Annotated in this window: 23 protein-coding genes; 13 read left to right on the forward strand and 10 right to left on the reverse strand. The window is 65.9% G+C overall.

Annotated elements, in window-relative coordinates; genetic code table 11:
- Positions 1-46: 46 nt before the first annotated feature.
- Genes ACQP1T_RS35615 through ACQP1T_RS35625 form a run of 3 tightly spaced genes read right to left on the reverse strand, consistent with a single transcriptional unit; the run spans position 47 to position 2,128 of the window.
- Positions 47-631, reverse strand: coding sequence for a TetR/AcrR family transcriptional regulator (locus ACQP1T_RS35615; protein ID WP_433757368.1), 585 nt, complete (start codon positions 629-631; stop codon positions 47-49).
- Positions 628-1,848, reverse strand: coding sequence for a cytochrome P450 (locus ACQP1T_RS35620; RefSeq protein ID WP_433757369.1), 1,221 nt, complete (start codon positions 1,846-1,848; stop codon positions 628-630). The genes ACQP1T_RS35615 and ACQP1T_RS35620 overlap by 4 nt, the downstream gene beginning before the upstream one ends.
- Positions 1,849-1,900: 52 nt before the next feature.
- Positions 1,901-2,128, reverse strand: coding sequence for a DUF6480 family protein (locus ACQP1T_RS35625; protein ID WP_433757370.1), 228 nt, complete (start codon positions 2,126-2,128; stop codon positions 1,901-1,903).
- A gap of 290 nt (positions 2,129-2,418) precedes the next feature.
- Here ACQP1T_RS35625 and ACQP1T_RS35630 point away from each other — a divergent pair, with 290 nt between their 5' ends.
- Complete coding sequence (locus ACQP1T_RS35630) at positions 2,419-2,931, forward strand: protein-tyrosine phosphatase family protein (protein WP_433757371.1); 513 nt, start codon at positions 2,419-2,421, stop codon at positions 2,929-2,931.
- 58 nt (positions 2,932-2,989) lie between these two features.
- Here the strand turns inward: ACQP1T_RS35630 and ACQP1T_RS35635 are convergent, their stop codons facing one another.
- The gene (locus ACQP1T_RS35635; RefSeq protein ID WP_433757372.1) at positions 2,990-3,451 is read right to left on the reverse strand and encodes a hypothetical protein; all 462 of its coding nucleotides are present in this window, start codon (positions 3,449-3,451) and stop codon (positions 2,990-2,992) included.
- A gap of 114 nt (positions 3,452-3,565) precedes the next feature.
- On the opposite strand from ACQP1T_RS35635, the gene ACQP1T_RS35640 reads away from it, so the two are divergent.
- The 4 genes from ACQP1T_RS35640 to ACQP1T_RS35655 all read left to right on the forward strand — a co-directional run bounded on the left by ACQP1T_RS35640 (position 3,566) and on the right by ACQP1T_RS35655 (position 8,647).
- A complete protein-coding gene (locus tag ACQP1T_RS35640) occupies positions 3,566-4,171 on the forward strand; it encodes a PadR family transcriptional regulator (protein WP_433757373.1) in 606 nt (201 codons plus the stop codon).
- A 67-nt stretch (positions 4,172-4,238) separates the two neighbouring features.
- Positions 4,239-6,569, forward strand: a complete 2,331-nt coding sequence (locus ACQP1T_RS35645; protein ID WP_433757374.1) for a galactose oxidase-like domain-containing protein — start codon at positions 4,239-4,241, stop codon at positions 6,567-6,569.
- 88 nt (positions 6,570-6,657) lie between these two features.
- Complete coding sequence (locus ACQP1T_RS35650) at positions 6,658-7,665, forward strand: adenylate/guanylate cyclase domain-containing protein (protein ID WP_433757375.1); 1,008 nt, start codon at positions 6,658-6,660, stop codon at positions 7,663-7,665.
- 190 nt (positions 7,666-7,855) lie between these two features.
- On the forward strand, positions 7,856-8,647 hold the full coding sequence (locus ACQP1T_RS35655) for an RluA family pseudouridine synthase (protein ID WP_433757376.1): 792 nt from the start codon (positions 7,856-7,858) through the stop codon (positions 8,645-8,647).
- A gap of 359 nt (positions 8,648-9,006) precedes the next feature.
- Here the strand turns inward: ACQP1T_RS35655 and ACQP1T_RS35660 are convergent, their stop codons facing one another.
- The gene (locus tag ACQP1T_RS35660; RefSeq protein WP_433757377.1) at positions 9,007-9,651 is read right to left on the reverse strand and encodes a TIGR03086 family metal-binding protein; all 645 of its coding nucleotides are present in this window, start codon (positions 9,649-9,651) and stop codon (positions 9,007-9,009) included.
- Between the two features lie 86 nt (positions 9,652-9,737).
- Here ACQP1T_RS35660 and ACQP1T_RS35665 point away from each other — a divergent pair, with 86 nt between their 5' ends.
- Both ACQP1T_RS35665 and ACQP1T_RS35670 read left to right on the forward strand, forming a co-directional pair.
- Complete coding sequence (locus ACQP1T_RS35665; protein WP_433757378.1) at positions 9,738-10,172, forward strand: MarR family winged helix-turn-helix transcriptional regulator; 435 nt, start codon at positions 9,738-9,740, stop codon at positions 10,170-10,172.
- A 161-nt stretch (positions 10,173-10,333) separates the two neighbouring features.
- A complete protein-coding gene (locus ACQP1T_RS35670; protein WP_433757379.1) occupies positions 10,334-11,113 on the forward strand; it encodes a metallophosphoesterase in 780 nt (259 codons plus the stop codon).
- Here the strand turns inward: ACQP1T_RS35670 and ACQP1T_RS35675 are convergent.
- Positions 11,110-12,168: an AraC family transcriptional regulator gene (locus tag ACQP1T_RS35675; protein ID WP_433757380.1), complete on the reverse strand. Its 1,059-nt coding sequence runs from the start codon at positions 12,166-12,168 to the stop codon at positions 11,110-11,112. The genes ACQP1T_RS35670 and ACQP1T_RS35675 overlap by 4 nt on opposite strands.
- 95 nt (positions 12,169-12,263) lie before the next feature.
- Between ACQP1T_RS35675 and ACQP1T_RS35680 the strand changes: the two genes are divergently transcribed.
- The 5 genes from ACQP1T_RS35680 to ACQP1T_RS35700 all read left to right on the forward strand — a co-directional run bounded on the left by ACQP1T_RS35680 (position 12,264) and on the right by ACQP1T_RS35700 (position 18,204).
- Positions 12,264-13,730: a flavin-containing monooxygenase gene (locus ACQP1T_RS35680; protein WP_433757381.1), complete on the forward strand. Its 1,467-nt coding sequence runs from the start codon at positions 12,264-12,266 to the stop codon at positions 13,728-13,730.
- A 62-nt stretch (positions 13,731-13,792) separates the two neighbouring features.
- A complete protein-coding gene (locus ACQP1T_RS35685) occupies positions 13,793-15,907 on the forward strand; it encodes an ABC transporter ATP-binding protein (RefSeq protein WP_433757382.1) in 2,115 nt (704 codons plus the stop codon).
- Entirely contained in the window at positions 15,907-16,644 is a 738-nt protein-coding gene (locus ACQP1T_RS35690; RefSeq protein WP_433757383.1) for an energy-coupling factor transporter transmembrane component T family protein, read from the forward strand. The genes ACQP1T_RS35685 and ACQP1T_RS35690 overlap by 1 nt, the downstream gene beginning before the upstream one ends.
- 18 nt (positions 16,645-16,662) lie before the next feature.
- Entirely contained in the window at positions 16,663-17,334 is a 672-nt protein-coding gene (locus ACQP1T_RS35695) for a hypothetical protein (RefSeq protein ID WP_433757384.1), read from the forward strand.
- Between the two features lie 225 nt (positions 17,335-17,559).
- Positions 17,560-18,204 carry an ammonium transporter gene (locus ACQP1T_RS35700; RefSeq protein ID WP_433757385.1) on the forward strand — a complete coding sequence of 215 codons (645 nt, stop codon included), beginning with the start codon at positions 17,560-17,562 and terminating at the stop codon, positions 18,202-18,204.
- A gap of 66 nt (positions 18,205-18,270) precedes the next feature.
- Here ACQP1T_RS35700 and ACQP1T_RS35705 read toward each other — a convergent pair whose 3' ends face one another.
- Positions 18,271-19,509, reverse strand: a complete 1,239-nt coding sequence (locus ACQP1T_RS35705) for a lipase family protein (protein WP_433757386.1) — start codon at positions 19,507-19,509, stop codon at positions 18,271-18,273.
- A 282-nt stretch (positions 19,510-19,791) separates the two neighbouring features.
- Between ACQP1T_RS35705 and ACQP1T_RS35710 the strand changes: the two genes are divergently transcribed.
- Complete coding sequence (locus ACQP1T_RS35710) at positions 19,792-20,439, forward strand: cysteine hydrolase family protein (RefSeq protein ID WP_433757387.1); 648 nt, start codon at positions 19,792-19,794, stop codon at positions 20,437-20,439.
- A gap of 80 nt (positions 20,440-20,519) precedes the next feature.
- Here the strand turns inward: ACQP1T_RS35710 and ACQP1T_RS35715 are convergent, their stop codons facing one another.
- The 3 genes from ACQP1T_RS35715 to ACQP1T_RS35725 form a co-directional block, all read right to left on the reverse strand.
- Complete coding sequence (locus ACQP1T_RS35715) at positions 20,520-20,699, reverse strand: antitoxin (protein ID WP_357467083.1); 180 nt, start codon at positions 20,697-20,699, stop codon at positions 20,520-20,522.
- Positions 20,700-20,790: 91 nt separating this feature from the next.
- The gene (locus ACQP1T_RS35720; RefSeq protein WP_433757388.1) at positions 20,791-23,100 is read right to left on the reverse strand and encodes an ATP-dependent DNA ligase; all 2,310 of its coding nucleotides are present in this window, start codon (positions 23,098-23,100) and stop codon (positions 20,791-20,793) included.
- A 49-nt stretch (positions 23,101-23,149) separates the two neighbouring features.
- Entirely contained in the window at positions 23,150-23,437 is a 288-nt protein-coding gene (locus tag ACQP1T_RS35725) for an antitoxin (RefSeq protein ID WP_433757389.1), read from the reverse strand.
- Between the last annotated feature and the right edge of the window lie 16 nt (positions 23,438-23,453).

A 23,453-nucleotide genomic window follows, 5' to 3' on the forward strand; every position in this document is an offset into this window, starting at 1 on the left:
CGCTACGACTTGGAGTGCGCTCCAAGTCAAGTGCGCAGCGGTGCGGTCAGTTCGCGAACGCGCCCGTGACGACCGGCGCGACGAACTGCTCCAACATCACCCGCTCATCGGCCTCGTCGCGACCGGGCGCGGTGAGCAGCGACATGATGATGCGAGCCAACCAGCGGGCCAGTCGGGAACGATCCGGATCGGCCGTCGGCGGCAGCAGCCCGGCGGCAATGGCCTCGATGACCTCGGAGGATTGACCGATTTCATTGGCGATGCCAGCATCACCCGCGGTGAACCACGCGATCAGCGTCGGGTCGGCACGGACCGCACGCAACGATGCGAGCATGACCGCGACGATGCGCTCGCTCGGATCGGTGATCTCGCGAGTCCGCTCGGCCACCGCGGCGCCGACCCGACGAGCTTCGCGATGCACGAAGGCGATTCGCAGCGCTTGGCGGTTCGGGAAATAGCGATACAGAGTGGCGCGCGAGCAACCCGCGGCCTTCGCGACATCACCCATACCGGTATTCGTGACGCCGCGCTCGACGAACAGCTGCGCGGCGGCATCGAGAATCTGCTCGGCCGCGATATCGGCGCGCCTGGGGCGCAACCAATCTCCCGGCCCACCCGCGGCCTTCGTCATCGCGACACCCGGAACGGCACCCGATCCGGCCAGCGCACGTAGCTGCCGGGGGCATAACGCACGCGGTCGATATCCACGACGAAATCCGGGCACCGTGCAAGCAATTCCTCCAGCGCGACGCACGCGACCATCCGTGCCGCGGCCGCGCCGAGACAGTGATGGTTGCCGTGGCTGAATGTCAGGATCTGCTTTGGCCGCCGCAATACGTCGAGTTCGCTTGCATCGGAACCGAATTCGCGTTCGTCGCGGTTGGCCGAGGCGTACAGCAGCAGCACGCGACGTCCGGCCGGAATGGTGGTGTCGTGAATCTCGACGTCGCGCACCATGGTTCGCGCCAAACCCTGCACCGGCGAGGTGAGCCGCAAGAACTCCTCGACCGCGTCCGGGATGAGCGCCGGATTCTCGATCAGCAGCCGACGCTGATCCGGGCGCTCGGTCAGCAATTGCACCGCGCCACCGAGATTGCCGGTGGTGGTGTCGTTTCCGCCGGTGATCATGGTGAAGGCGAAGCCGAGAATCGAGATGATGCCCGCATAGTCGCCATCCGCGCCGAGCCCGGAAGCCACCAGATGCGAGATCGTATCGTCGGCGGGTTCGGCGCGACGGCGTTCGATGAGATGGGTGAAGTACTGCATCAATTCGCCGATCGCCTCTTGGGCATCGAGCGGACTGCCGCCCGCGGAGGCGGTCATGATGAGATCGGTCCACTCGTCGAACTTCGGCCGATCCGGTTCCGGCACGCCGAGATAATGCGCGACCACCATGCTCGGCAGCGGCTTGAAGAGTTCGACGACGATATCGCCCTCGCCCGCCGCGCGCAGCCGCTCCAACCGCTCGACGACGAACGCGCGCACCTGCGGTTCGACCGAGCGCACCTGTCGCGGCGTGAAACCCTTCATGACCTGTTTGCGGAAGGTGGTGTGATCCGGCGGATCGGTGAAGACGAACGGCCGCGGTTCGGGCAGCCCGATCTCGCCGAGGTCGCGGTAGTCGACGGTCAGGCCGCCCGCCGAGGAGAAGGTCGCGACATCCCGCGCCGCCGCGTACACATCCGAATAGCGGGACAGGACGTAGTAGTCGCTCGCCGGATCATCCTGGGGCACAACATGATGCACGGGGTCATGGGCGCGCAGTCCGGCATACATCTGCCACGGGTCGCGCCAGGTCTGCGCAGATCTCAATTCGAAACGCGGTCGGTGAGACAACTCTGTCGTCATGGTCCGAGAGTAAGACAAAATGCTATATCTGTCTAGAACGTGTTCTATCGGATCAGAGCAGTGTTATCACCAGCAACACCGCCACCACGATGAACAGGATCGCCAGCACCGAGCCCATGGCGATGAAGCCGACTCCGGTGGGCGGAAAGCGTCGGCTGGTGCGCGGTTCGGGGGCGGACAGACCGGAGGTCTGGGCGGTCTCCGGCGGAGTCGAGCCGGGGCGGACGCCGCCACCCGCCTCGAGATCGGGAGTGCGCCGCGGATCAGGATCCATCGACATGGCGCCGCCCTTCATTGCCGGTGATCATTTCCGGATCCGACGGTTTCCCTGCGCGTTTACGTCGTAGCACCCATATGGCAACGGCCACCGGTATCACGACGAGTACCAATAGAAGCTCCATACCGGCCGCATACCCGGACTCGCACCACTTAAAGGTCATTGTTCACTCGAAGATTGCCAGGCGCTCGAGAGCGGATGGCACCGCCCGCGTCCGCGTTTCCGGTGCCTTCGCGATGGCATATGACGGCGGTACGGTGGTAGAAGTTCGGCCGAAATGCGGGGAGGCGACAATGGTGCAGCTGGAGCGGCCGCCCGGGATCCAGTGGGAGCGGCCACCCAAGGCGCGGACACCGGATGCGGATGCGCCGTGGCACGAGATCGTGCCACAGCTGTGGATGGGTGGGCACCATTACGGGAACGCCGATGGCGTGCGGGTGCCCGCCATCGTCGGGACCGAATTCGATGTGGTGATCAGCCTGTTCCAGGCCGACGGACACGGGCCTGGACCGGATGTCGAACACCATCACCTGGCCATTCCGGATGCGGAGCTGCGCGCCGAGCAGCTGACGGCGGCGCGCGAATTGGCCAGGATCGCCGCCGCCGCGGTTCGTGCCGATCGCTGCGTCATGGTGCGCTGCCAGTACGGATACAACCGCTCGGGTTTGGTGGTCGCGCAGACGCTGCTGGATCTGGGGCATTCGGTCGATGACGCCATCGCCCTGATCCGGCTGCGGCGCTCGCGTTACGCGCTGAACAACGAGTTCTTCGTGAACTATCTGACGATCGGGCTCGACGGAGCCTGAAATGCCGAGTGCCCCAACCACTTGGTCGGGGCAACCGGATTTCGGCAATTGAAGCCGATCAACGCGGGGCGTTGGCCGGATCGGCAACGGTCGGATGCGTGCCTTCGCGATGCGCCCGCCGCACATCCTCGAAGAACTCCCGCGAGAACATCGCCGACAGCACGGCGATGCCCGCACGGTGCACCCGGAATTCGCTGCGGTTGCTGGTGCCGACGAGGCGGATGACGCGACCCGCGGCACCCTGTGGCCGCGCGAAATCCTTTACCCGGCCGCGGCCGGTCCAGTGCAGTTCGGTGTGGTCGATGACGGCGTCATCCGAGACGAGCAGTTTCACCATGGCGTGATCGAGATCGGCGTGCACGACGATCTCGCCGTCGCCGGTGATCTGCGGCGAGCGCAGGTCGATCACCACACTGCCGTAGCGGGCGGTGATGTCGAAGGTATCGGCGGCGGTCCAGTTGCCGAGGCGCTTGACGGTCTCGTGGTCGACGTGGATCCGGGTGGCGGTCTTTGCGGTCATTTTTTGATCCTCTCGGGCGGCTTTCCGCTGGTGAACCAATAGTGGCATACACACTAGTTTCTTTGCAACTAGTTTTTCTGAACCTAGTTGCCGGAGCACCACTAGAATGGTGATATGACGGCATCGACGCAGTTCAAGCGCTCGCCCCTGGCGATGGCGCTGCTCGGCATCCTGCATCTCGAACCGATGCACCCCTATGCGATCCAGCGACGGATCAAGGAGTGGGGCAAGGACAAGGTCGTCAATGTCACCCAACGCGCCGCGCTCTACAAAACGATCGGCAGGCTGCAGGAGGCCGGACTGGTCACTGTCCGCGAAACCGGCCGCGACCAGCAATATCCGGAGCGGACCGTCTACGAGATCACCGATGCGGGCCGTTCGGCCTGCGCGAATTGGCTGGCCGAGATGATCGGCGAACCACGCAACGAGTATCCGGAATTCCCTGCGGCACTGTCGTTCCTGATGCTGCTCGGCCCCGAGGGTGCCCGCACCGAACTGGACCGGCGCGCAAAGTCGGTGCGCGCCAAGCTCGCCGAGATGGATGCCGATGCGAAGCAGGCCGCCGCGATGCGACTGCCAAGGGTGGTGATGCTGGAGGACGAGTACCAGCGCGCGGTCACCGAGGCCGAATTGCGTTGGCTCGACGCCGTTATCGCCGATCTGGCTGCGGGCACTCTCACCTGGTCCAGGGAATCCCTACTGCCTTACCAGCAGCCGTAGCCCACATCAACGGACAACTTCGGCATACGACGCGCGAGATGGCGCGTTCGGGACGACGATGTATTGCGTGGCAGGACAATTCGTTCCGGTACCCGACTGGTTCGCCTGGGAGAACCAGGATTGCGGGATCGCGATCGCGGATATCGATGGTGACGGCGCGCTGGATGTCGCCGTACTCATGGTGGACAACCCGGCTGGTCAGAACACCGCGTCGTATCGGGTAGGCATGGGGCTGGCCCCCGACGGCTCTACGAAGAGTTGGGGACCGTGGCTGCCGGTGCCGGACTGGTATGGCTGGGAGAACCAGGGCGCTGGCATCGCGATCGGCGATCTCAGCGGCAACGGCCGTCCCGATCTCGTGGTGTTCGTCGTGGACAACCCACCCGGCCAGAACCAGGGCCGCTACCGGATCGGGCGCGATCTGGCCGACGACGGCACCGTGACGGGCGGCTGGACGCCGTGGACCGCGGTGCCGGATTGGTACGGCTGGGAAAACCAGGGCGCCGATATCTGCCTCACGTCCGTCGATGGGCAGCTGACCCTGGTCGTCTTGACGGTGGACAATCCGCCGGGCCAGAACAGCGGACAGTTCCGGCTGGCCAAGGGACTGACCGCGGACGGCGCGGTCGACGAATGGACGCCGTGGGTGACGGTGCCGGACTGGTACAGCTGGGAGAACCAGGGCGCGGGCATCACGGCCGCGGATCTGGACGGCGATGGCAGGCCGGAACTGATCGTCTTCGCGGTGGACAATCCCGAGGGCGCGAATGCCGGTGTGTACACCATCGGCTGGGGCCTGGAAGGGTCCGGGCACGCGGTCGACGGTTGGAGCGGGTGGACCGAGACCGAGTGGGGATTCGGCGAAAACCAAGGCGCGGCACTGGCTTTGCTACCGCACGACGGCTCACTTCCAGAACTGGTCGTCTTCACCATCGACGCACCCGATGGCGTCAATGCCGGTTATCTGCGCGTGCTCGAGCTGGAAACCGATCTGACACACGCGCCACATCTGGGCCTGTGGCGCATTCTCGATTTCGGCACCGAGATCAACCCGGTGCACGCCGCCGTACTGCACACCGGTGACGTGCTGTTCTTCGCCGGTTCCGGCAATGATCCGGACCGCCACGATGCGCACGAATTCCGCACGCGCGTCTGGCATTACCCGCGACCGGGCTTGAGCGCACCCCAGACACCGATCGACCTGTTCTGCGTCGGCCAGGCATTCCTGCCCGACGGAAGACTGCTCGCCGCGGGCGGCACCGAACGCTACGACCCGTTCTACGGACTGAAGGACGCCTTGATCTTCGATCCGGCGACGCTGACCTGGAATGCCGAGCCGGATATGGCGTTCGGCCGCTGGTATCCATCGCTGGCCCCGCTGCCGAGCGGCGATATCGTCGCGGTATCGGGTCTGGGCGCCGACAACTTCCTATCCGTCATTCCGGAACTCTTCGACGCGGCCACCGAAACCTGGTCCCAGCTGCCATCTCCCGGTCCGATCCCGATGTACGGCCATCTCGTACTGCTCGCCGATGGCAGGTTGTTCTACACCGGCAGCCAATACGGTGCGAATAACGGTATGCGGCCGTCGATTTGGGATCCGGCAACGGGCGGCACCGTCGAGGTGCCCGGTCTCACCGATCCGGGATCGCGCAATCAGTCGGCGAGCGTGCTGCTGCCACCCGCGCAGCAACAGCGGGTCATGATTCTCGGCGGCGGTGGATACGATATGCACAGTCCCGCACCGGCTTTGGCCGATACCAGGATCGTCGATCTGACCTCGGCGACACCGGAATACCAACCGGCGCCGCCGATGGATTATGCCAGAATGCATCTGAGCGCGGTCTTGCTCCCGGATCGAACGGTGCTGGCCACCGGCGGTTCCGGCATGGAGGAGATGGCGCACGACGCACCGCCACACGCCGAGATCTTCGATCCGGCGATGGGCACCTGGATGCACACCGCACCTTGTCGGGTGCCTCGGCTGTACCACTCCGTCGCCCTGCTCACCCCCGACGGCAAGGTGATCACCGCGGGTTCCAATCCGGCGCGCAAGACCGAGGAATTGCGCATCGAAACCTATTGGCCGCCTTACCTTTTCCAAGGCGGGCGGCCACAGCTCGCGCTGGCGACCGACACCGTCGCCTATGGCGCGACCGTTACCGCGACCACGGCCGCCGCCCTGCGCGAGGTGAATCTCGTCCGCCCCGGTGCGTGCACCCACTCCTCCGATAACGAGCAACGCCTGATCGATCTCGAATTCACCAGCACCGCACCGGATTCGGTGACCATCACGCTGCCGTCGAATCCGGCGCTCGCGCCGCCGGGCTGGTACCTGGTGTTCGTCGTGAATGATCAGGGTGTGCCGTCGACCGGGCAGTGGCTGCACCTGAGCTGATTGTGACCGGTCACAGTCCCGGACCGCGGTAACTGTCACCTGGTCCGTTGCCGCCATGGGCGAGCGCTCGGCCCGTAAGGTACCGATCATGGTTCCCACCGAGATATCCGAGCTGGTCGAGTCGGTCGTGGAGTCGTATCTGCTCGACGGACCGCGCCGCTACAACCGGACCGAGGTCGCCGAACAATCCGGGGCCAGCACCGACCTGACCAAGCGGCTGTGGATGGCACTCGGTTTCCCGGCCGGTCTCGACGATGCCGCCGTCGACTATGCCGATGCCGATATCGCCGCGGTGCGCAACTTCCGCGCGCTCAATGTGCTCGCCTCGGCGGACTCCCGGCAGCAGGCCGCCACCGCGCGCACCCTCGGCCAGGGCATGGCACGCCTGGCCGAATGGCAGGTCGACATGGTGCTCGCCGAAATCAGCGCTCGGATGGCCGAGGCCGCGCCCGGCACCGACCCGGCCGAAACCGCCCGCGCCGCCACCGAGGCGGCCATCTCCACGCTCGAACAGCTCAATATCTATGCGTGGCGTCGCCACCTCGCCGCGGCGCTGGCCCGTTCCCTCGATCCGGGTACCACCGCGGGCGAGGCGGTGCGCGAGTTGGCGGTCGGCTTCGCCGATATGGTCGGCTACACCCGGCTCACCAGGCATCTGCACCCGGACGAACTGTCCATGCTGCTGGAGGCATTCGAATCCACCACCACCGCCGCGATCACCGAGAACGGCGGCTGGGTCATCAAGAATGTCGGCGACGAGGTCATGTTCGCGGCCGAGGATCCGACCGATGCGGCCCGGATCGCGCTGGCCATCCAGGAGAGCACGATGATGGTCGGCGGCACGCCGGAGCTGCGGGTCGCCGTGGCATACGGGCCGGTGCTGCAGCGCTTCGGCGATCTGTACGGTTCGGTGGTCAATATCGCCTCACGGCTCACCGGTGTCGCCCGGCCCGGCACCGTACTCGTCGACGACGAGGCCGCCGCGGCCCTGGATGGCAATCCGGAATTCGATATTCGCAATCTGCGCAGTGTGCGCGTCCGCGGGTTCAACCGCCTGCGCCCCCACACCCTGCGCCGCAACGGCAAGCACCGGTAACGCACGACCCGAGCTCCCGCCAGCGGCCCGCACCCTGCGCCGCAACAGCGAGCACCGGTAACGCGCCACCCGCGGCCCACAGGCTCCGCCGCAACAGCGAGCACCGGTAACGCGCCACCTGAGCTCGCCACCTGCATCCCACATGCTGCGCAACGGCAAGCACCGGTAACGCACGACCTAAGCTCATTCGGTGGAGTTCGAGTGGGCCGAGTTGCGGAAGAGCTGCGTTATCGAGGAGGACGCGGCGGTGCTGGCGTTGAACAAGCCCGCCGGGATTTCGGTCACCGGGGAGCGGCACGACAGCGATATCGTCGAGGCTGCGGCCGCGGTGGGGGAAAAGCTGTATCCGGTACACCGGATCGACAAGGTGACCTCCGGACTGGTGCTGCTGGCCAAGGATCTGGGCGCGCACGGGCAGCTGACCAGGCAGTTCAATAAGCAGACGGCCGAGAAGGTCTATCTGGCGATCGTCGAATCGACCGGCCTGCCCGATCGCGGCGTCATCGAGCTGCCGCTCAGTGTCGGCCGCAAGAACCGGGTGCGGATCGCCGCGCCCCGCGAGTCCATTCGCGAGCAGACGGGTCGCTGGTTCGTCGATGACGCGGATCTATTGGCCACCAAGAACTATCCGTCGACAACCCGGTTCACAACGGTCCTGCGCACCGACACCCACACCCTGCTCGCGGTCCGCCCGATCACCGGTCGCCGCCACCAGATCCGGGTACACCTCGCCTGGATCGGACACCCCATCGTCGGCGACCCGCTATTCGACAAATCCGCCCGACTCGACCGCACCTACCTGCACTCCTGGCAACTCGCCCTGGCCGCCCCCTGGCGCACACCCCCGACCCTCGCCCTCCGCGCAACCCCAACCCTCGACTTCTGGCATCCGCTCCAACCCGACCCCGACGCCGAAGCCCTCCTCCAACACGCCGACAACCTGCTGCGCACAAGCGAATCCCCGTTCCCCCCAACCGAATAGGCCCCCGTCCAGCCGTACCCCGCCCATGCGCCTGACCGGATGTGGCACAGCAGCCACGTGCAGCAGTCCTCAGGCAGCCGGTCCGGCGCTGCTCACGCTCTTTCCGACCGCACCGAACACCCGAATTCCGTGCAACCTGTAGCGCGACCGCTAACCGTCCGAATCGACATCGGCGGCACCGATATTCGTCGCATCAGTGGTGCGCCGAGCCGATGTGCCGCAGCAACGGCGTGCGGGATCTGCGCGAGCGGCAATCACCCGAGCGCAAGCGAAGGGGCAGTCGCGCGCCCAGGTTCACCACCGCGCACGTCTCAGGGGACATGCACGGAATAACCGCCATTCCATCAGTCGAGCATGGACTACGCGGGCCAGCTCGGGGAGCGCCCGAGCATGGCGACGATCTCGTCGAGCACCGAGTCACCGGACCAGGTGATCACCGGACCGAAGGCCGAACCGGGAGCCAGGCGGGCCGGACCGCCCGGGACGACCTCGGCTACCGATAGCGCGACCGCGAGCAGATCGTCATCGAAATGCACTGTGCGACCGAGGGTTCGGGCCACGTCCCAGGAGTGCACGACATAGTCGATGAAGTGGAAACTGACCGCTTCGGCTCCGGAGAATTCGAAGGCGCGGGTGAATTCCGGCAGTGGGAAGGTTCGGTCGAGCACGCCGTCCTCGGCGAAGGATGCCAGTACATGTTCGGCGGCGGCACGGTAGTCCGCGACCGGGTCCGCGCCGAGAGGGCGCAACCGCCACAGCGACAGGTCGCCCTCGCCGCGGGAAGCGGCCGCGAAGCCGTAGTGCTGGGTGATCATGTGCGCCAGCAATCCGTGCAGCGTCCACCCGGCGCAGGGCGTCGGCTTGGCCAGATCGGCGGCGGTCAGCTGGGAAACAACTTCGATGCTGGTGCGCACGGCCTTGGCATCGAGGGCGATCAGATCGACCTGTGTCCCCAGCGATTTGAGGGTTTGCAGCTCGGCGGCGGTGTCGGAATCGGTGGTCATCGCTGTCCTCTCGATACGTCCAAATTAATACGCTCATGCTTATCGTAAGCTCATGCCTATCATAATCCAAGCGGTATTTTCTATCTATGCCGGAAAAGCGCCCCGATCTCGCCGCGATGATCGCGCCGCTCGGCCGCGCCCTCGCCGCGGCGGAACTGCCCATACTCGAGCGGCACGGCCTGACCATGTGGGGCTATGTGGTCCTGCTCGGACTCGGCGACGAACCCGTCTACACCCAGGCCGCGCTGGCCAAGAAGATCCGTGCGGATAAGACGCGCATCATCGGCACGCTCGACGAACTCCAGCAGCGCGGCCTCATCCGCCGCGATCCCGATCCGGCCGACCGGCGCGCACGCCTGATATCGCTCACCCCGGCCGGTCGGACCAGCCGCGACCAGGCGCAACGCGATATCCAGGAGCAGGAGAACCGACTGCTGTCCCAGCTCCCCGCCGCCGATCGCAAGTCGTTCCTGCGGTCCCTGCAGACGCTGTGGGCCTCGGTCGTCGACCCGTCGAGCTGACCCGTTGTGCGCGCGACCACTTCCGACCCCGCGGCCTTCTACCGGTGGCCAGCCTCATGACGACGCGGAACCCGCAGGTCATCTAGCCTGAAGAGGTGCCGGCACACGATGCGGGCACACTCTGACGCAATGGAGCGATCCCCCAGAGAAAGCGAACGCCGATGATCCTGGTGGCTCAGGTCAGCGATACCCATTTCGATCTCGGCACCCGCAATGCCGAACGCGCCGAGCGAGTCATGGCCTATCTCGCCGAGCTGCGACGCAGGCCCGATGCCATCCTGGTGACCGGCGATATCACCGATTCGGGTGAACCCGAGCAGTACGCCGAGGCGCGCGTCGCACTCGACGCCGATATTCCGGTCTACACCCTGCCCGGCAATCACGACGACCGCGCCGCCTTCCGCACGACCCTCCTCGGCGAAGCCGCATCGACCGCGCCGATCAACCACGCACACCGGGTCGGCGATCTGACCGTGGCACTGCTGGATTCGAGCGTCCCCGGCGAACCCGGCGGCCGACTCAGCGAGGAAACCTACGACTGGCTGCGCGGCGTACTCCTCGCCGCACCCGCCGACGCACCCATACTGCTTGCACTGCACCATCCGCCCGCACATCTGTTCAGTCCGGTCGTCGATGAGATCTCGCTGGCCGAACCCGAGAAATTGGCCGAGGTGGTCGCCGCCGACGAACGCATTGTCGGCGTCGTCACCGGACATGCGCACTCCGCCGCCGCGACCACTTTCGCGGGCCGCCCGCTGCTGATCGCGCCGAGCACCGCCTCCGTACTCGGCGGGGAGTGGGAACTCGAACTCCCCCATCGCGTCATGGACTACGCGCCGGATCCGGCCGTCGCGCTGCATGTCATCGAAGAAAACCACCGCATCACAACGCATTTCCGCAATGTCGCGATGGACGGCTGGATCGGCGTGCAGCCGAGTTAGCGCCGCACGGCGCGTTCGCGGCGGTAGGCGGCCGGTGTCGCGCCGGTCCAGCGCTTGAAGGCGTAGATGAAGGTGGATGACTCGGCATAGCCGAGCCGGATGGCCACATCGCTCACCGAAAGCGGTGTGGCGGTGAGCATTTCCTCGGCGAGTGCGCGGCGCACCTCGTCCAGCAGTGCGCGATAGCTGGTGCCAGCGGCATCGAGATGGCGGCGCAGGGTGCGGGTGCTCATATTGAGATCGCGTGCGACGGAATCGATTCCGCGTGGGGCGGCAAATCCGTCCGCACCACCGGGCACCAGGAGTTCGCGCACCTCGGCCGCGATACCCGTGCGGGCGCGGCGGCGGTCCACCAGATCCCGGCATTGCGCGAGGCACATGGCCCGGGTGTGCTCATTCGCCTGCGGCAGTGGCTGTTCCAGCATTGCCGGATCGATGGTGAACAGATTGCGCGGCCGCCCGAAACGCGGCAGCACCTGGGTGACCTCCATGATCCGATCGACGTAAGTCGGCTCAGGAAAACGGAATTCGGCTCTGGTGAGCGGCAGCTGTTTACCGATCAGATCGCTCATCACCTGGTGCATGGCGGTCACATCGCGTTCGACCAGGAATTGGCGCACATCGGCCGGAATCGATTCGTCGTGCACCCAGGCGATGAATTCGCCCTCCCCCCATTCCGCGACGGGCAGGCAGAAGGTGAAGCTCAGCTCCAGATAGCGCAGCGCGAACGAGATGGCCTCACCGAGCGTCGGACTGCTGACGCACGCGAAGCCGAAGATGCCGAAGGTGGTGATCCGATAGCGGCGGCCGATCTCGACACCGAGCGCGGGTCTATCGGCGAGTTCGCGGACGAGATTGCGGATGACGGCGAGTTCGATGCGCGCGTCGATCTGCGCGTCCGGATCGTGCAGCATGGCCTCGGTCAGCCCGGTTCCGGCGAGCATGCGCGCGACCGGCACGCCCTGCTCGCCGGCATAGCCGACCATGAGTGCCACGCTGGCGATGCCGCGCGGAAAGTTCCAGTCGCGGATGCCCGGATCCTGTACCCGCTCCACAGCGCACATTATGGCCGAAAATCTCTATATGCCGACCCGTACGACCGGCAGTCTTAGAGTGGAACTCATCTACAGCGGTGTGAGGAGTGCCACATATGACAGCTGGCGAGCGGCCATCGGTCATCATCATCGGCGCCGGTTTCGGCGGCATCGGGATGGCAATCGAATTGCGGCGCAACGGTTTCGACGATATCACCATCCTGGAGCGGGGCACCGACATCGGCGGGGTCTGGCGGGAGAACACCTATCCCGGCGCGGCCTGCGATGTGCCGTCGCCGCTGTACTCGTTCTCCTATGAGCCCAAGCCGGACTGGCCGCAGCGCTATTCCGGACAGGCGGCGATCCACGACTATCTGCGCGGGGTCGCCCAGCGGCACCGACTGCTGGAGGCGATCCATTTCGGCGCGGAAGTTACCGATGCCGAATTCGACGACGCTTCCGGCCGCTGGACCGTACGGACCAAGGACGGCACGGCCCGAACCGCCGACGTGCTCATCTCCGCGGTCGGCCAATTGTCCCGACCAGCCCTGCCGAACATTCCCGGCATCGACACCTTCACCGGTCAGGCCTTCCATTCCGCCCAATGGGATCACGGCGTCGAGCTGGCCGGTAAACGCGTCGCCTGCATCGGCACCGGCGCCAGCGCCATCCAATACATTCCGCAGATCCAGCCGCAGGTCGCACACCTCACGCTGTTCCAGCGCACACCGGCCTGGGTGCTGCCCAAATTCGATACCGACTACACCCCGATCCAGCACAAACTCTTCGCGCGACTGCCCGGCGCATTGCTCGTCGAACGCTTCGGCTGGTGGGCCATCGCCGAATTCATCGCGCTCGGCCTGGTCGAATTCCCGTGGATCGCAAGGCTGGTCGGGCGGATCGCGTCGAAGCATCTGGAAAAGCAGGTCCCGGATCCACGACTGCGCGCCGAGCTCACCCCCGACTATCCGATCGGCTGTAAGCGCGGACTGTTCTCCAATGACTACTACCCGGCGCTGCTCGAACCGAATGTGCGGGTCGAGACCACCGCCATTACCGACATCGTGCCGAATGGCGTGCGCACCGCCGACGGCACGGTGCACGAAGCCGAGGTGATCATCTACGGCACCGGGTTCAAGGGCACCGAATTCCTCTGGCCCATGAATATCTACGGCCGCGCGGGCCGCAAGCTCTCCGACGCCTGGCAGGGCGGCGCGCACGCCTACTACGGCATTACCGTGCCCGACTTCCCGAATCTGTTCCTCGTCTACGGACCGAATACCAATCTCGGCGTCGGCTCGATCATCTACATGATCGAATCGCAAGCCCGCTATATCCGCCAGGCCGTCCAGCTGCTCGCCGAACGTCCCGGCCACGTGCTCGAGGTGCGTCCCGAGGCGGAGGCGCGATTCAATACCGCGGTCCAGCAACGTCTCGCGCGCACACCGTGGAACTTCTGTTCCAGCTGGTACCGCACCGCGTCGGGCCGGATCACGAATAACTGGCCAGGTCCGCAGCTCGCCTATCGCCGTCGCGTGCGCAAGCTGAACGCCGCCGATTACCAGCTCACCCGGGTCGCCTGACGCTCACGGTCTCCACAGAAAGACCACACGAACTGTGCACAGGATCCTGGCAGACTTGACCTGTGAGTGATCTGCCCGCCCGCCCCACCGAGCGCGGACCACTGCGCCCGATCGAATTGGCGGTGGGGGCGGTGCTCGGCGGCGCGACCGTCGGCCTGGTCACCGTCGGTGCGCTGATACCGTTCGCCGCGGCGCTGCAACTGGTCGCCGCGGTGCCGCTGGCCATGATCGCGCACCGATATCGGTTGCGCGCCCTGATCACCGCGACCGGTTCGGCCGTGCTGGTCTGCTTCGTCGCGGCGGGCCTGGTGCCCGCATTCGGCATCCTCAGCTCGGCCACCATCGCGGGCATTATCGGCACCGTCAAACGACGTCGTGGCGGCTTGCCCGCGGTGCTCGGATTATCGGTAATCGCCGGTCTCGGCTTCGCGGCCTTCGCCGTCGGCTCGCTGTTCGTACTGTCCCGGTCCCGGGATCTGCTGTTCAACACCATCCGCAGCACCGCGGAGGGCTTGGAGCGGACGGCGGCGCGCCAGCCCCAGCTGGAACCGCTCGGGCGCGGCGTCGCCGATGCCGCCGATGCCGCGGTCCGTTGGTGGTGGCTGCTGATCGGCGGTGGTGTGCTGGTCGGCATCGTCGCGACGGCGGTGTTCTCCTGGTACGTACTCGGCTCGGTCCTCGACCGACTGGCCTGGCTGCCCAGTCAGGATCGGCTCGACGCACCACCCGATGCCCGGCCCATCGCCCCACTGCCGGTGCGACTGCGCGAGGTCGGCTTCCGCTATCCGGACGCGGCGGTGGATGCGCTGTCCGGCATCGATTTGACTGTGAATGTCGGCGAATTCGTGGCCATCGTCGGCCACAACGGATCCGGCAAATCGACACTGACCCGACTGCTCGCCGGACTGCCGCCGACCACCGGCAGTGTGGACCGTCCCGGCGCGGCAGGCCTCGGCCACCTGGGCGGCACCGCGCTGGTGCTGCAGCGGCCGGAGAGTCAGACGCTCGGCGTGCTCGTTGCCGACGATGTGGTGTGGGGTCTGTCCACCGAACTCGCCGCCGCCGTCGATATCGATGGCCTGCTGCGCGAGGTCGGCTTGGATGGTATGGGCGATCGCGAGACCGCGACCCTCTCGGGCGGTCAGCAGCAGCGGCTCGCGGTTGCGGCCGCTCTGGCCCGCCGACCAGCGCTGCTCATTGCCGACGAGGCCACCTCGATGATCGATCCGGACGGTCGCCGCGATCTGGTCGCACTCCTGGCCGAACTGCCCAAACGTCATCCGATGGCGGTGGTGCTGGTCACCCATCACGAGGCCGATGCGGCCGCCGCCGACCGGGTGGTGCATCTGGCCGGTGGCCGGACCGTCGAGCGGCTGCCCGCGTGGCCGCAACCGGGCGGCGAGGTTCGGCGGCGACCGATGGGCGAAACCATCCTGCAGCTGAGCGACGTTCGCCACACCTATAACCACGGAACACCGTGGGCCGCAGCGGCTTTACACGGCGTCGATCTGACCGTTCGACGCGGCGAGGCGCTACTCGTGGTGGGCGGCAATGGTTCCGGGAAGTCGACGCTGGCCTGGATCATGGCCGGGTTGATCGAACCCAGTTCCGGCCGTTGCGAATTGGGCGGTAAGCCGATCGCGAAGCAGATCGGCCGGGTGGAATTGGCGTTCCAGCACTCCCGCCTGCAACTGCAGAAACAGACGGTCGGCGACGAAATCGCGGACTGGGGCGGACGAGCCACCGGATCCGGCGCCGTCGGACGCGCACTCGACGCGGTGGGGCTGGATCGCGCGCTCGCCGCGCGCTCCATCGAACAACTCAGCGGCGGCCAGGCCAAACGTGTGGTGCTCGCGGCGATAGTGGCCAGCCACGCGCCGGTCGTCGTGCTCGACGAGCCGCTGGCCGGACTGGACCCGCACGGCCGCGCCGAAATCGTGGAACTGCTTGCCCGCCTGCGTGATTCCGGACTCACCCTGATCGTCATCTCACATGACGTGCACGATATGGCTGCGGTCTGCGATCGAACCGTCAACCTCGAGGCCGGACGCATACTGGCGACCGATCCGATCCGCGATACCGCAAATGTGCCCGTCCACCAGCCGGATTCGCGTTCGGCGATGCCCGAAGCGCGCCCCGGCGATCCGGCCTGGCGACTCGGGAACGGAGGTCGATAATGAGCGCCGTGCTGTTTCGCCAAGTGCCGGTTTCCAGTCCGGTGCACAGTCTCTGGGCCGGAACCAAGATCATCGGAGCATTCCTGATCAGTGTGCTGCTGATGTTCCTGCCGTCCTGGCCGGTACTCGGTTTGATGGCGGTATTCGTGATCGCGATCGGGGTGGCGGCCCGACTGCCGCTGAGCACACTGCCGCGCCTGCCGTGGTGGTTCTGGGCGGCGATCGGCGTCGGCGCCCTGCTCAATGTGCCGGTGGGCAGCGAGGCCGTGCTGCGCTACACCAATGTCACCGTCTTCGGTCTGATCCTGCTGGCCTCCTCATTCCTGATCGCCTGGACAACCCCGATGGGCGATATCGCCCCCGCGCTGGCCAAACTCGGTTCCCCCCTGCGCAGATTCCGCGTGCCCGTGGACGAATGGGCCGTGGTCATCGCGCTGACGCTGCGCGGACTGCCACTGCTGATGGAGGAAATCCGGGTGCTGCGCGCGGCCCGCCGACTGCGCCCGAAGGACGGCCTCCTCAATCGCGCCGCCGATAATCCGCTGGTCGATATCCTCACCGCCGCCATGGCGGTATCCAGCCGCCGGGCAACCGAACTGGGCGAGGCCATAACCGCGCGCGGCGGCACCGGCCAGCTCACCGCCCGCCCGAGCGCCCCCGGACGCAATGACGCGATCGCGCTGACGATTGTCATCGCGGTCTGCCTCGGCGCGGTCGTCCTGGATCTGCTGACCTGATCGGCGATACTGGCCCCTGTGCCGGACCAAGACGACGAGGTGCCCGCCTGGCAACGCAAGACGGAGGGTGAATCGCGGTGGGCCGCGACGCTCGCGGTGCTGGTGATCGTGGTGTTGCAGGTCGCGCCGCGGGAACTGCGACAGCAGCCCGCCTGGCTGGTGCTGCCCGTGCTCGAAGTCCTGTTGCTCGGTGTGCTGGTGGTGGCGAATCCGTTCCGGCTCAACCGGGAAGAGCGCTGGCTGCGCAACGGCAGCCTGCTGCTGACAGGACTATTGAGTGTCGCCACGGCCGGTTCGGCGGCTCGACTGGTGTTCCAGCTGATCGATGGGACCCTCACCAAGCCTGTGGAACTACTTCTCTCCGGCGGTGCGGTCTGGTTGACCAATGTGGTGGTGTTCGGACTCTGGTACTGGGAGTTCGATCGCGGCGGACCTGCGGCGCGCGCGCACGCGCGAAAGCCGTTGCCGGACTTCCTTTTCGTGCAGATGCAGAGCCCGGACCTGGCCGAACCCGATTGGGAGCCACAGTTCCTCGACTATCTGTATCTGGCGTTCACCAACGCGACCGCGTTCAGCCCGACCGATGTGATGCCGATGTCGCGGTGGGCGAAGGCGACGATGATGCTGCAATCGGCGATCTCGTTGGTCTTGGTGATCTTGGTGATCGCCCGCGCCATCAATGTCATGTAGCGGCCGAGCGCCTGGCTGAATAGCGAAGAGCTATAACAAGATTCATCATGTAAGCAATTCTGAATACCCCGAAAAGCATTCCTCTAAACCTTTTGCACGCGGTACGGTGTCCTCGAAGTGCGTTCTCTAGATCACATCGTGGCTCTGCACAGCGTCGGGGGGAGGATTTTTCGCGTGCGGAGCGTTGCTACGGCTTGCAAACCTGATGAAGATTGGACCACCGGAATGATTCTCCGCAAGATCACCGCGGCAGCCGTGCCGATCGTCGCCGCTGTCGCGGTCGGCGCGGGCACCTCCTATGCGCAGCCGGATGCCGCGCCCGTCCCCGACATCGGGTACGAGGCAAAACTGGTGGGCGACAAGATCGTCACCACACTGACCAACGGGTCCTTCCAGATGTCCGCGAATACCGTGGATGTCAAGGACATCGCGGGCAATACGATCGTCACGCTGCCGCTGTCGTTCCGGCAGGACGGTCTGGAGTTCGCCATGCCGCACGAGATCCGCGACGCGGGCCGGGTGCTGGAGTTGACCGCGGTCAAGGACTACTCGACGGCGCGGCAGGCGGCCACGCCCGTCGCGTCGCCGCGGGAGAATCTGCGCGCGCAGGATAACTTCCTGTCCCAGTTCGGCATTGCCACCGCCATCGGCGGGTTTATCGGTACGGTGATCGGCGCCCTGGTCGGGCTCACCGGCATCGTCGGCGGACCAACCGTCATCGCCAGCGTCCTCGCTGGCGCGGGTATCGGCGGCATCATCGGCACCCTCGTCGTCGGCGGACCGACACTGATCATCGCGGGCATCGATCTGCTCAACACCCTGTCCGCCCCGCCCGGCACCACCAAATGGACGGACGCTCCGGTCAAGTAGGACCGCGAACAGCACTCCGAACGCGGCGCGCAACGAATCCTCCGAGCGCGCCGCCCCTTTCGGTTGTTACCCGTGGCAGCCGGGGAGAACCGGGACACCCGCGAAGCGGTCGGCGAGGAAGCCCATCGCACCGGGCGCCTCACCGATGGCTGTCACATTGTGTCCGGGCAGCGGCGAATGCACGGACGTGAGATCGGCACCCTGCGCGCAGTACCGCCCGACCAGATCGGTGAAACCCGCGACCGGGATCACATCGTCAGTCGTGCTGTGGTACAGGTACATCGGCATGACGGGCGCACTGCCGCCCAGCTCCTGACGGTCGGTCGCGGCCCGAAATACCGGATGAGACAACACATCCGGCACCGCCGCGAAGTCATCCATATGCGCATTGAAGTATTTGAAGACCAGATCCGGACCACAGGCCGCGCCGTCCTCGGCGAGGGCCATGCGACCGCGCTCGTTGAGCAGTTCCGGCACACCGGAATTCGGCTCGTTCTTAGCTATCGCGATCAATACGAGCAGTGCCAGCCCCGCCTGCACCGTGCCATCGACACCATGGGCCATGGCCGTCCAATCGGCGGGCACCCCACCCGAGGTGATTCCGGCGAACTGGATATCTGGCGCGTACGCCGGTTGTAGCTGCGCCGCCCACAGCGTAGCGAAGGCACCGCCCGAATAGCCCCACGCCCCAATGGGGCTCGCCGGACCGACCGCGTCCGGTGCGAGCGCCCGAGCGGCTCGGATGCCGTCGAGCACCGCACGGCCGGAGCTGACGCCGTCCAGGAATCGAGAGTCCGGCCCCTCGTAATCGCTGGCCACCACCGCCCAGCCGCGGCGCAGCGCCTCGGCGATGAACGGTGTGTCGATATAGCTATTCGCGCCGCCGAGATCCCAGCCGCCGCGCAGCGCGTATGAGGGCGCACACCGGGTGGCGAGGCTGTCCTCGGCGATCTGATACGCCAGCAGCGGTCGCTGGCCAGGACCGAACCACGGTTGGGGAGGCACCAGCACGGTGGCCATGCCCGCGATCGGCGAACCATCTCCGGCGTTGGTCCGGTATTGCACCTGCCAGCCCGAAACCGGAAGCGGCAGACCGTACAAAGCGATCGAGCGGGTCCGCAGTACGGCGCCGTCGGGCTGCGCACCCAGATCGACCGATGCCGCGTAGAACGGATCCTGATCGGGCGGCGGCACAGCTCGGGCAACGGGCACGAATGCGAACGCCACGACCGCGAGAACGATAAGGAACGATATCGCACCGGATCTCCGGTTACCGCCGACGAATGGTGCAGACAAAATTTTCATCGGGGCCTCCAGTGTTCCGACGCGGCGCGACGCACAGTGCGCCGGGGACGCGTCGGCGCCGACTTCGCCCGGCCTCGAATGCCACCACCGTACTGCCTGATCACAGGCCCAGCAATGGTCACGTGCGGTCATCGGCGACGCCGTGCGTGTCCGATTTCCGGCATGGTTACAGTTGGGGCGAGGCGGGCCTCGGTGCGCTTCGAAAGTGGCTATCGCGCAACCGAATCACCGTCGGGCCGTACCCCGAACGTGATCGGTACCCCGAACAGGAGTGAGCTGACCATGCGGCATGGCAACGGACTGGACATTCCCGAAGAACTCGCCGATGTGTGTGCGCCGCACCGCATGGCGGTGATCGTCTACGACATGCAGGTCGGTGTGCTCTCCCAATTACCGGACGGGCCGGAGATCATCGAACGGGTGGCGCGGGTGGTGGAAGCGGCACGGCGCGGCGGTTATCCGATCATCTTCCTGCGGCATTTCTTCCTGCCGCGCCGCCTCAGTGGCACCTTCGCGCTGCGAATGGCCATGAGCTGGCAGCAGGTCGACAATGTCGATGACGTGAAATTCATTCTGCAGCGCGACACCCCGGCCTTCGAGCTGGTGCCGGAGCTGCGGCCGACGGCCGATGAGGTGATCTTCGACAAGACCTCGATGTCGGCATTCGAGGGCACGCCCTTGGCCGCGGTGCTGCGCGATCTCGGCATCGGCGCATACGCGATCACGGGTGTCGCACTGGAGATCGGCATCGCGCCGACGGTCACCCATTCGACCGATCTCGGCTTCGTGCCGGTAATCGTCAGCGATGCCGTCGGCGGCCGCGATAAGCAGGCAATGGCGCGCGCCTACGACGATTTCGAATTCCAGGGGCACGCGATGGTCACCGACAGCGAGACCATCATTCCGCTGCTCGCCCGCGAACACAACTGACCGCGGACATGGCGGATCGGGTACCCCCGGTCCGCCCTTCCGTAGCGACTGCTTGCAGGTCGCTCGAAAGGGTCGGCGATTCAGCTGTCCTTGTGGACGGCCTTCTTGGCGGCATCCTGCGCGGCGTCGACCTGGCTGGCGAACTTGCCGTCGGTCTGCTTGTCGACGAGATCGCCCACCTTATCGATGGCGGTATCCACCTTGTCCGCATTCTGCTGGGCCAGGTCCAGCGCCTTATTCGCCAGGTTCTTGAAATCCACCGTGCACTCCTCGTTTTCGAGCCGACACAACCGCGAACAAACGATACCCAGCGAACTCCCCGATGACCCGGCAAACCATCAGCGACCGCCGTCACATCTCGCCGAGCCAGGCCGGATGCCAGAGGCGGCCGGTCTCGGTCCAGTTCATGAAGCGCACGGTGCCGCCGAGCTTCGGGGTCACCCACACCGCGTCCTCGCGCTCCTCAGCGGTGAGGTCGTTGTCGAACGGCGTGGTTTTGCGTTCCAACTTGCCCAGCTTTCGGGCCAGATCCCGCATGACCGGCTCGCTGAACCCGGTGCCGACCCGACCCACGTAATACAGCCTGCCCTCGTGCGGAATGCCGACCAGCAGTGATTTGAAGTTGCGGGCGTCACTGCGCCGCCAGCCACCGATCAGCACCCGTTGGGTGCACCAATTGCGCTGCTTGACCCACGAATGTCCGCGCTTACCTGGCAGATATACCGAATCCTTGCGCTTGGCGACCACACCCTCCAGGCCCTCTTCCTGGCTGTAGCGCAGCGCTTCGGCGCCGGTGCCGTCCAGTCGCGGCGGCACCCGCAGCGACGGTGCGTTGGCCGCGATCGCTTCCAGCACCCGCCGCCGATCCGAATACCGTTTGCGGATAAGGGAAGTCCCGTCCAGATACAGCACATCGAAGGCGACGAACACCGCGCGCGCCGCATCGGCCTGCAGCAGACCGACATTGGCGACGCCATGATCGTCGAACACCACGGCCTCGCCATCCAGCACCACATTGTGTCCGGCCAACTCCTCGGCCAGCACCGCCATACCCGGATAGCGCTTTGTCACCACATTGCCCGCCCGGCTGCGCAGCGTCAGTGTCCCGGAATTGATTTCGGCGATCAGCCGGAAGCCGTCCCATTTGGTTTCGAAGCACCACTCGACGTCATCGAGATCGGCCACCTCACCGTGTGTGGCGAGCATCGGTTGCAGGCCACGCGGAAACGGCGCGGGCCCAGCCGGTCTCGGCACGATGAACGCGGCTTCGGGTCCGACCGGACCACTGGAGACCCGGTCCTCGCCCGCCTCGGCCGGATTCTGATCGCGCATGAGATGCATCAGCCACTGGGTGCCATTGGTGCGAATCATCGCGTACCGCCCGCGCAGTCGCTTGCCGTGGAAGGTGACGATGACCTCGTCCTCGCGCCATTTCTCGGTGTCGTAGGTGCCGGAATCCCAGATCGTCATCTCCCCCGCGCCGTACTGTCCCTTCGGGATGGCGCCGTGGAAGTCCAAGTACTCCAACGGATGATCCTCGGTGTGCACGGCGAGCCGGTTCTGATCCGACGAGGTCGGCGGCCCCTTGGGCACGGCCCACGACACCAGCACACCGTCGCGTTCGAGCCGCACATCCCAATGCAGGCGCCGCGCATGGTGTTCCTGGACGACGAACCGATTATTCGCCCCGGGGGTCGGGGTTTCGGAAGGCACCGGTTCCGGCGTCGCCGAGGCATCGCGCATGGATCGGTATTTCGTCAGCGCATCACTGTTCGAACTCGGCGGATCCAATTCGGCGAGCAGATCACCGTCATCGCGCCAGCGCGCCAGCACCTCGTCGAAGCGCAAGTGCCGCAGCTTCTTCCGGCTCTCCAACTCGGCCCAGGTACGCGGTGCGGCGACATTCGGCTCGGTTCGCCCGCGCAGCGAATACGGTGCGATGGTGGTCTTGGCCGGATTGTTCTGACTCCAGTCCAGGAAGACCTTTCCGCCGCGCGCCGACTTCGCCATCGTCGCGGTGACCAGATCCGGGTGCAGCTTTTCCAGATTCGTCGCCACCTGCTTGGCCACGGTGGACGCACCGCCCGGACTCAACTCCCGATCCAGCGGCACGTAGATGTGAATTCCCTTGCTACCGCTGGTAACCGGGAAGGCATGCAGCCCGATGCCCTCGACCATCTCACGTACCGCAAGCGCGACCCGCGCGCATTCGGCCAATCCCGCACCCGGCCCCGGATCCAGATCGAAGACCAACCGGGTCGCGTAGCCGACCTTGTCGCCGTCGAAACGCCATTGCGGCACATGGACTTCCAGCGACGCCTGCTGGCCGATCCAGGCCAGCCCGGCCTCGGAATCGATGACCGGATAGACGACCTTACGGCCGGAATGTTCGATGGTGTGGCGCTCCAGCCACGACGGTGCGTGCTCGGCGAGATTCTTTTCGAAGAAGGATGATTCGTCGACACCGTTCGGCCAGCGCTTCCGGGTGACCGGTCGCCCGGCGATATGCGGAAGCATCGCGGGCGCGATGGCCGAATAGTAGGCGATGACCTCGCCCTTGGTGGTTCCGGTTGCCGGATACAGCACCTTGTCGAGGTTGCTCAGCTCAACCTCGATGCCCGGCCGGCCCGGGCTGCCACCGAATTCCCGGCGGGTCACCATAAATGAAGTTTAGGGGCGAGGACCGACAGATATCGGTCCCCGCCACAGATCAAGGCTGCGGCTGCCCCGGCTCTTCGGGCTCGGGGGCGGGTTTGGGAGCGGGCGGCACGGGCGGCTCCTCCTTCGGCGCGGGCGGCTTCGGTGTGGACTGGTCCGTCGGGACCGCCTTCTTGGCGGCCTCCTGCACCTTGCCGATCTTGTCGGAGTATTTGTGGCCGGTCTTCTCGTCGATGAACCCGCCGGCCTTGTCGACCGCTTCGTTGATTTTGTCGGCGTTCTTGGCCGCCGTTTCCTTACCCTTGCCGACCAGGCCTTTCAGGGTGTCCACGAGACTCATGCCTGCATTCCTTCCT

Source organism: Nocardia sp. CA-135398 (assembly GCF_050955845.1).
Classification (GTDB): domain Bacteria; phylum Actinomycetota; class Actinomycetes; order Mycobacteriales; family Mycobacteriaceae; genus Nocardia.

What these genes read in the sequence shown, in the direction of transcription:
- ACQP1T_RS35630 (WP_433757371.1), top strand. Translation starts at nt 2,419, where the DNA reads ATGGTGCAGCTGGAGCGGCCGCCCGGGATCCAGTGGGAGCGGCCACCC.
- ACQP1T_RS35690 (WP_433757383.1), top strand. Translation starts at nt 15,907, where the DNA reads ATGAGCGCCGTGCTGTTTCGCCAAGTGCCGGTTTCCAGTCCGGTGCAC.
- ACQP1T_RS35635 (WP_433757372.1), bottom strand. Translation starts at nt 3,451, where the DNA reads ATGACCGCAAAGACCGCCACCCGGATCCACGTCGACCACGAGACCGTC.
- ACQP1T_RS35660 (WP_433757377.1), bottom strand. Translation starts at nt 9,651, where the DNA reads ATGACCACCGATTCCGACACCGCCGCCGAGCTGCAAACCCTCAAATCG.
- ACQP1T_RS35705 (WP_433757386.1), bottom strand. Translation starts at nt 19,509, where the DNA reads ATGAAAATTTTGTCTGCACCATTCGTCGGCGGTAACCGGAGATCCGGT.
- ACQP1T_RS35640 (WP_433757373.1), top strand. Translation starts at nt 3,566, where the DNA reads ATGACGGCATCGACGCAGTTCAAGCGCTCGCCCCTGGCGATGGCGCTG.
- ACQP1T_RS35625 (WP_433757370.1), bottom strand. Translation starts at nt 2,128, where the DNA reads ATGTCGATGGATCCTGATCCGCGGCGCACTCCCGATCTCGAGGCGGGT.
- ACQP1T_RS35650 (WP_433757375.1), top strand. Translation starts at nt 6,658, where the DNA reads ATGGTTCCCACCGAGATATCCGAGCTGGTCGAGTCGGTCGTGGAGTCG.
- ACQP1T_RS35725 (WP_433757389.1), bottom strand. Translation starts at nt 23,437, where the DNA reads ATGAGTCTCGTGGACACCCTGAAAGGCCTGGTCGGCAAGGGTAAGGAA.
- ACQP1T_RS35720 (WP_433757388.1), bottom strand. Translation starts at nt 23,100, where the DNA reads ATGGTGACCCGCCGGGAATTCGGTGGCAGCCCGGGCCGGCCGGGCATC.
- ACQP1T_RS35615 (WP_433757368.1), bottom strand. Translation starts at nt 631, where the DNA reads ATGACGAAGGCCGCGGGTGGGCCGGGAGATTGGTTGCGCCCCAGGCGC.
- ACQP1T_RS35700 (WP_433757385.1), top strand. Translation starts at nt 17,560, where the DNA reads ATGATTCTCCGCAAGATCACCGCGGCAGCCGTGCCGATCGTCGCCGCT.
- ACQP1T_RS35665 (WP_433757378.1), top strand. Translation starts at nt 9,738, where the DNA reads ATGCCGGAAAAGCGCCCCGATCTCGCCGCGATGATCGCGCCGCTCGGC.
- ACQP1T_RS35670 (WP_433757379.1), top strand. Translation starts at nt 10,334, where the DNA reads ATGATCCTGGTGGCTCAGGTCAGCGATACCCATTTCGATCTCGGCACC.
- ACQP1T_RS35680 (WP_433757381.1), top strand. Translation starts at nt 12,264, where the DNA reads ATGACAGCTGGCGAGCGGCCATCGGTCATCATCATCGGCGCCGGTTTC.
- ACQP1T_RS35710 (WP_433757387.1), top strand. Translation starts at nt 19,792, where the DNA reads ATGCGGCATGGCAACGGACTGGACATTCCCGAAGAACTCGCCGATGTG.
- ACQP1T_RS35620 (WP_433757369.1), bottom strand. Translation starts at nt 1,848, where the DNA reads ATGACGACAGAGTTGTCTCACCGACCGCGTTTCGAATTGAGATCTGCG.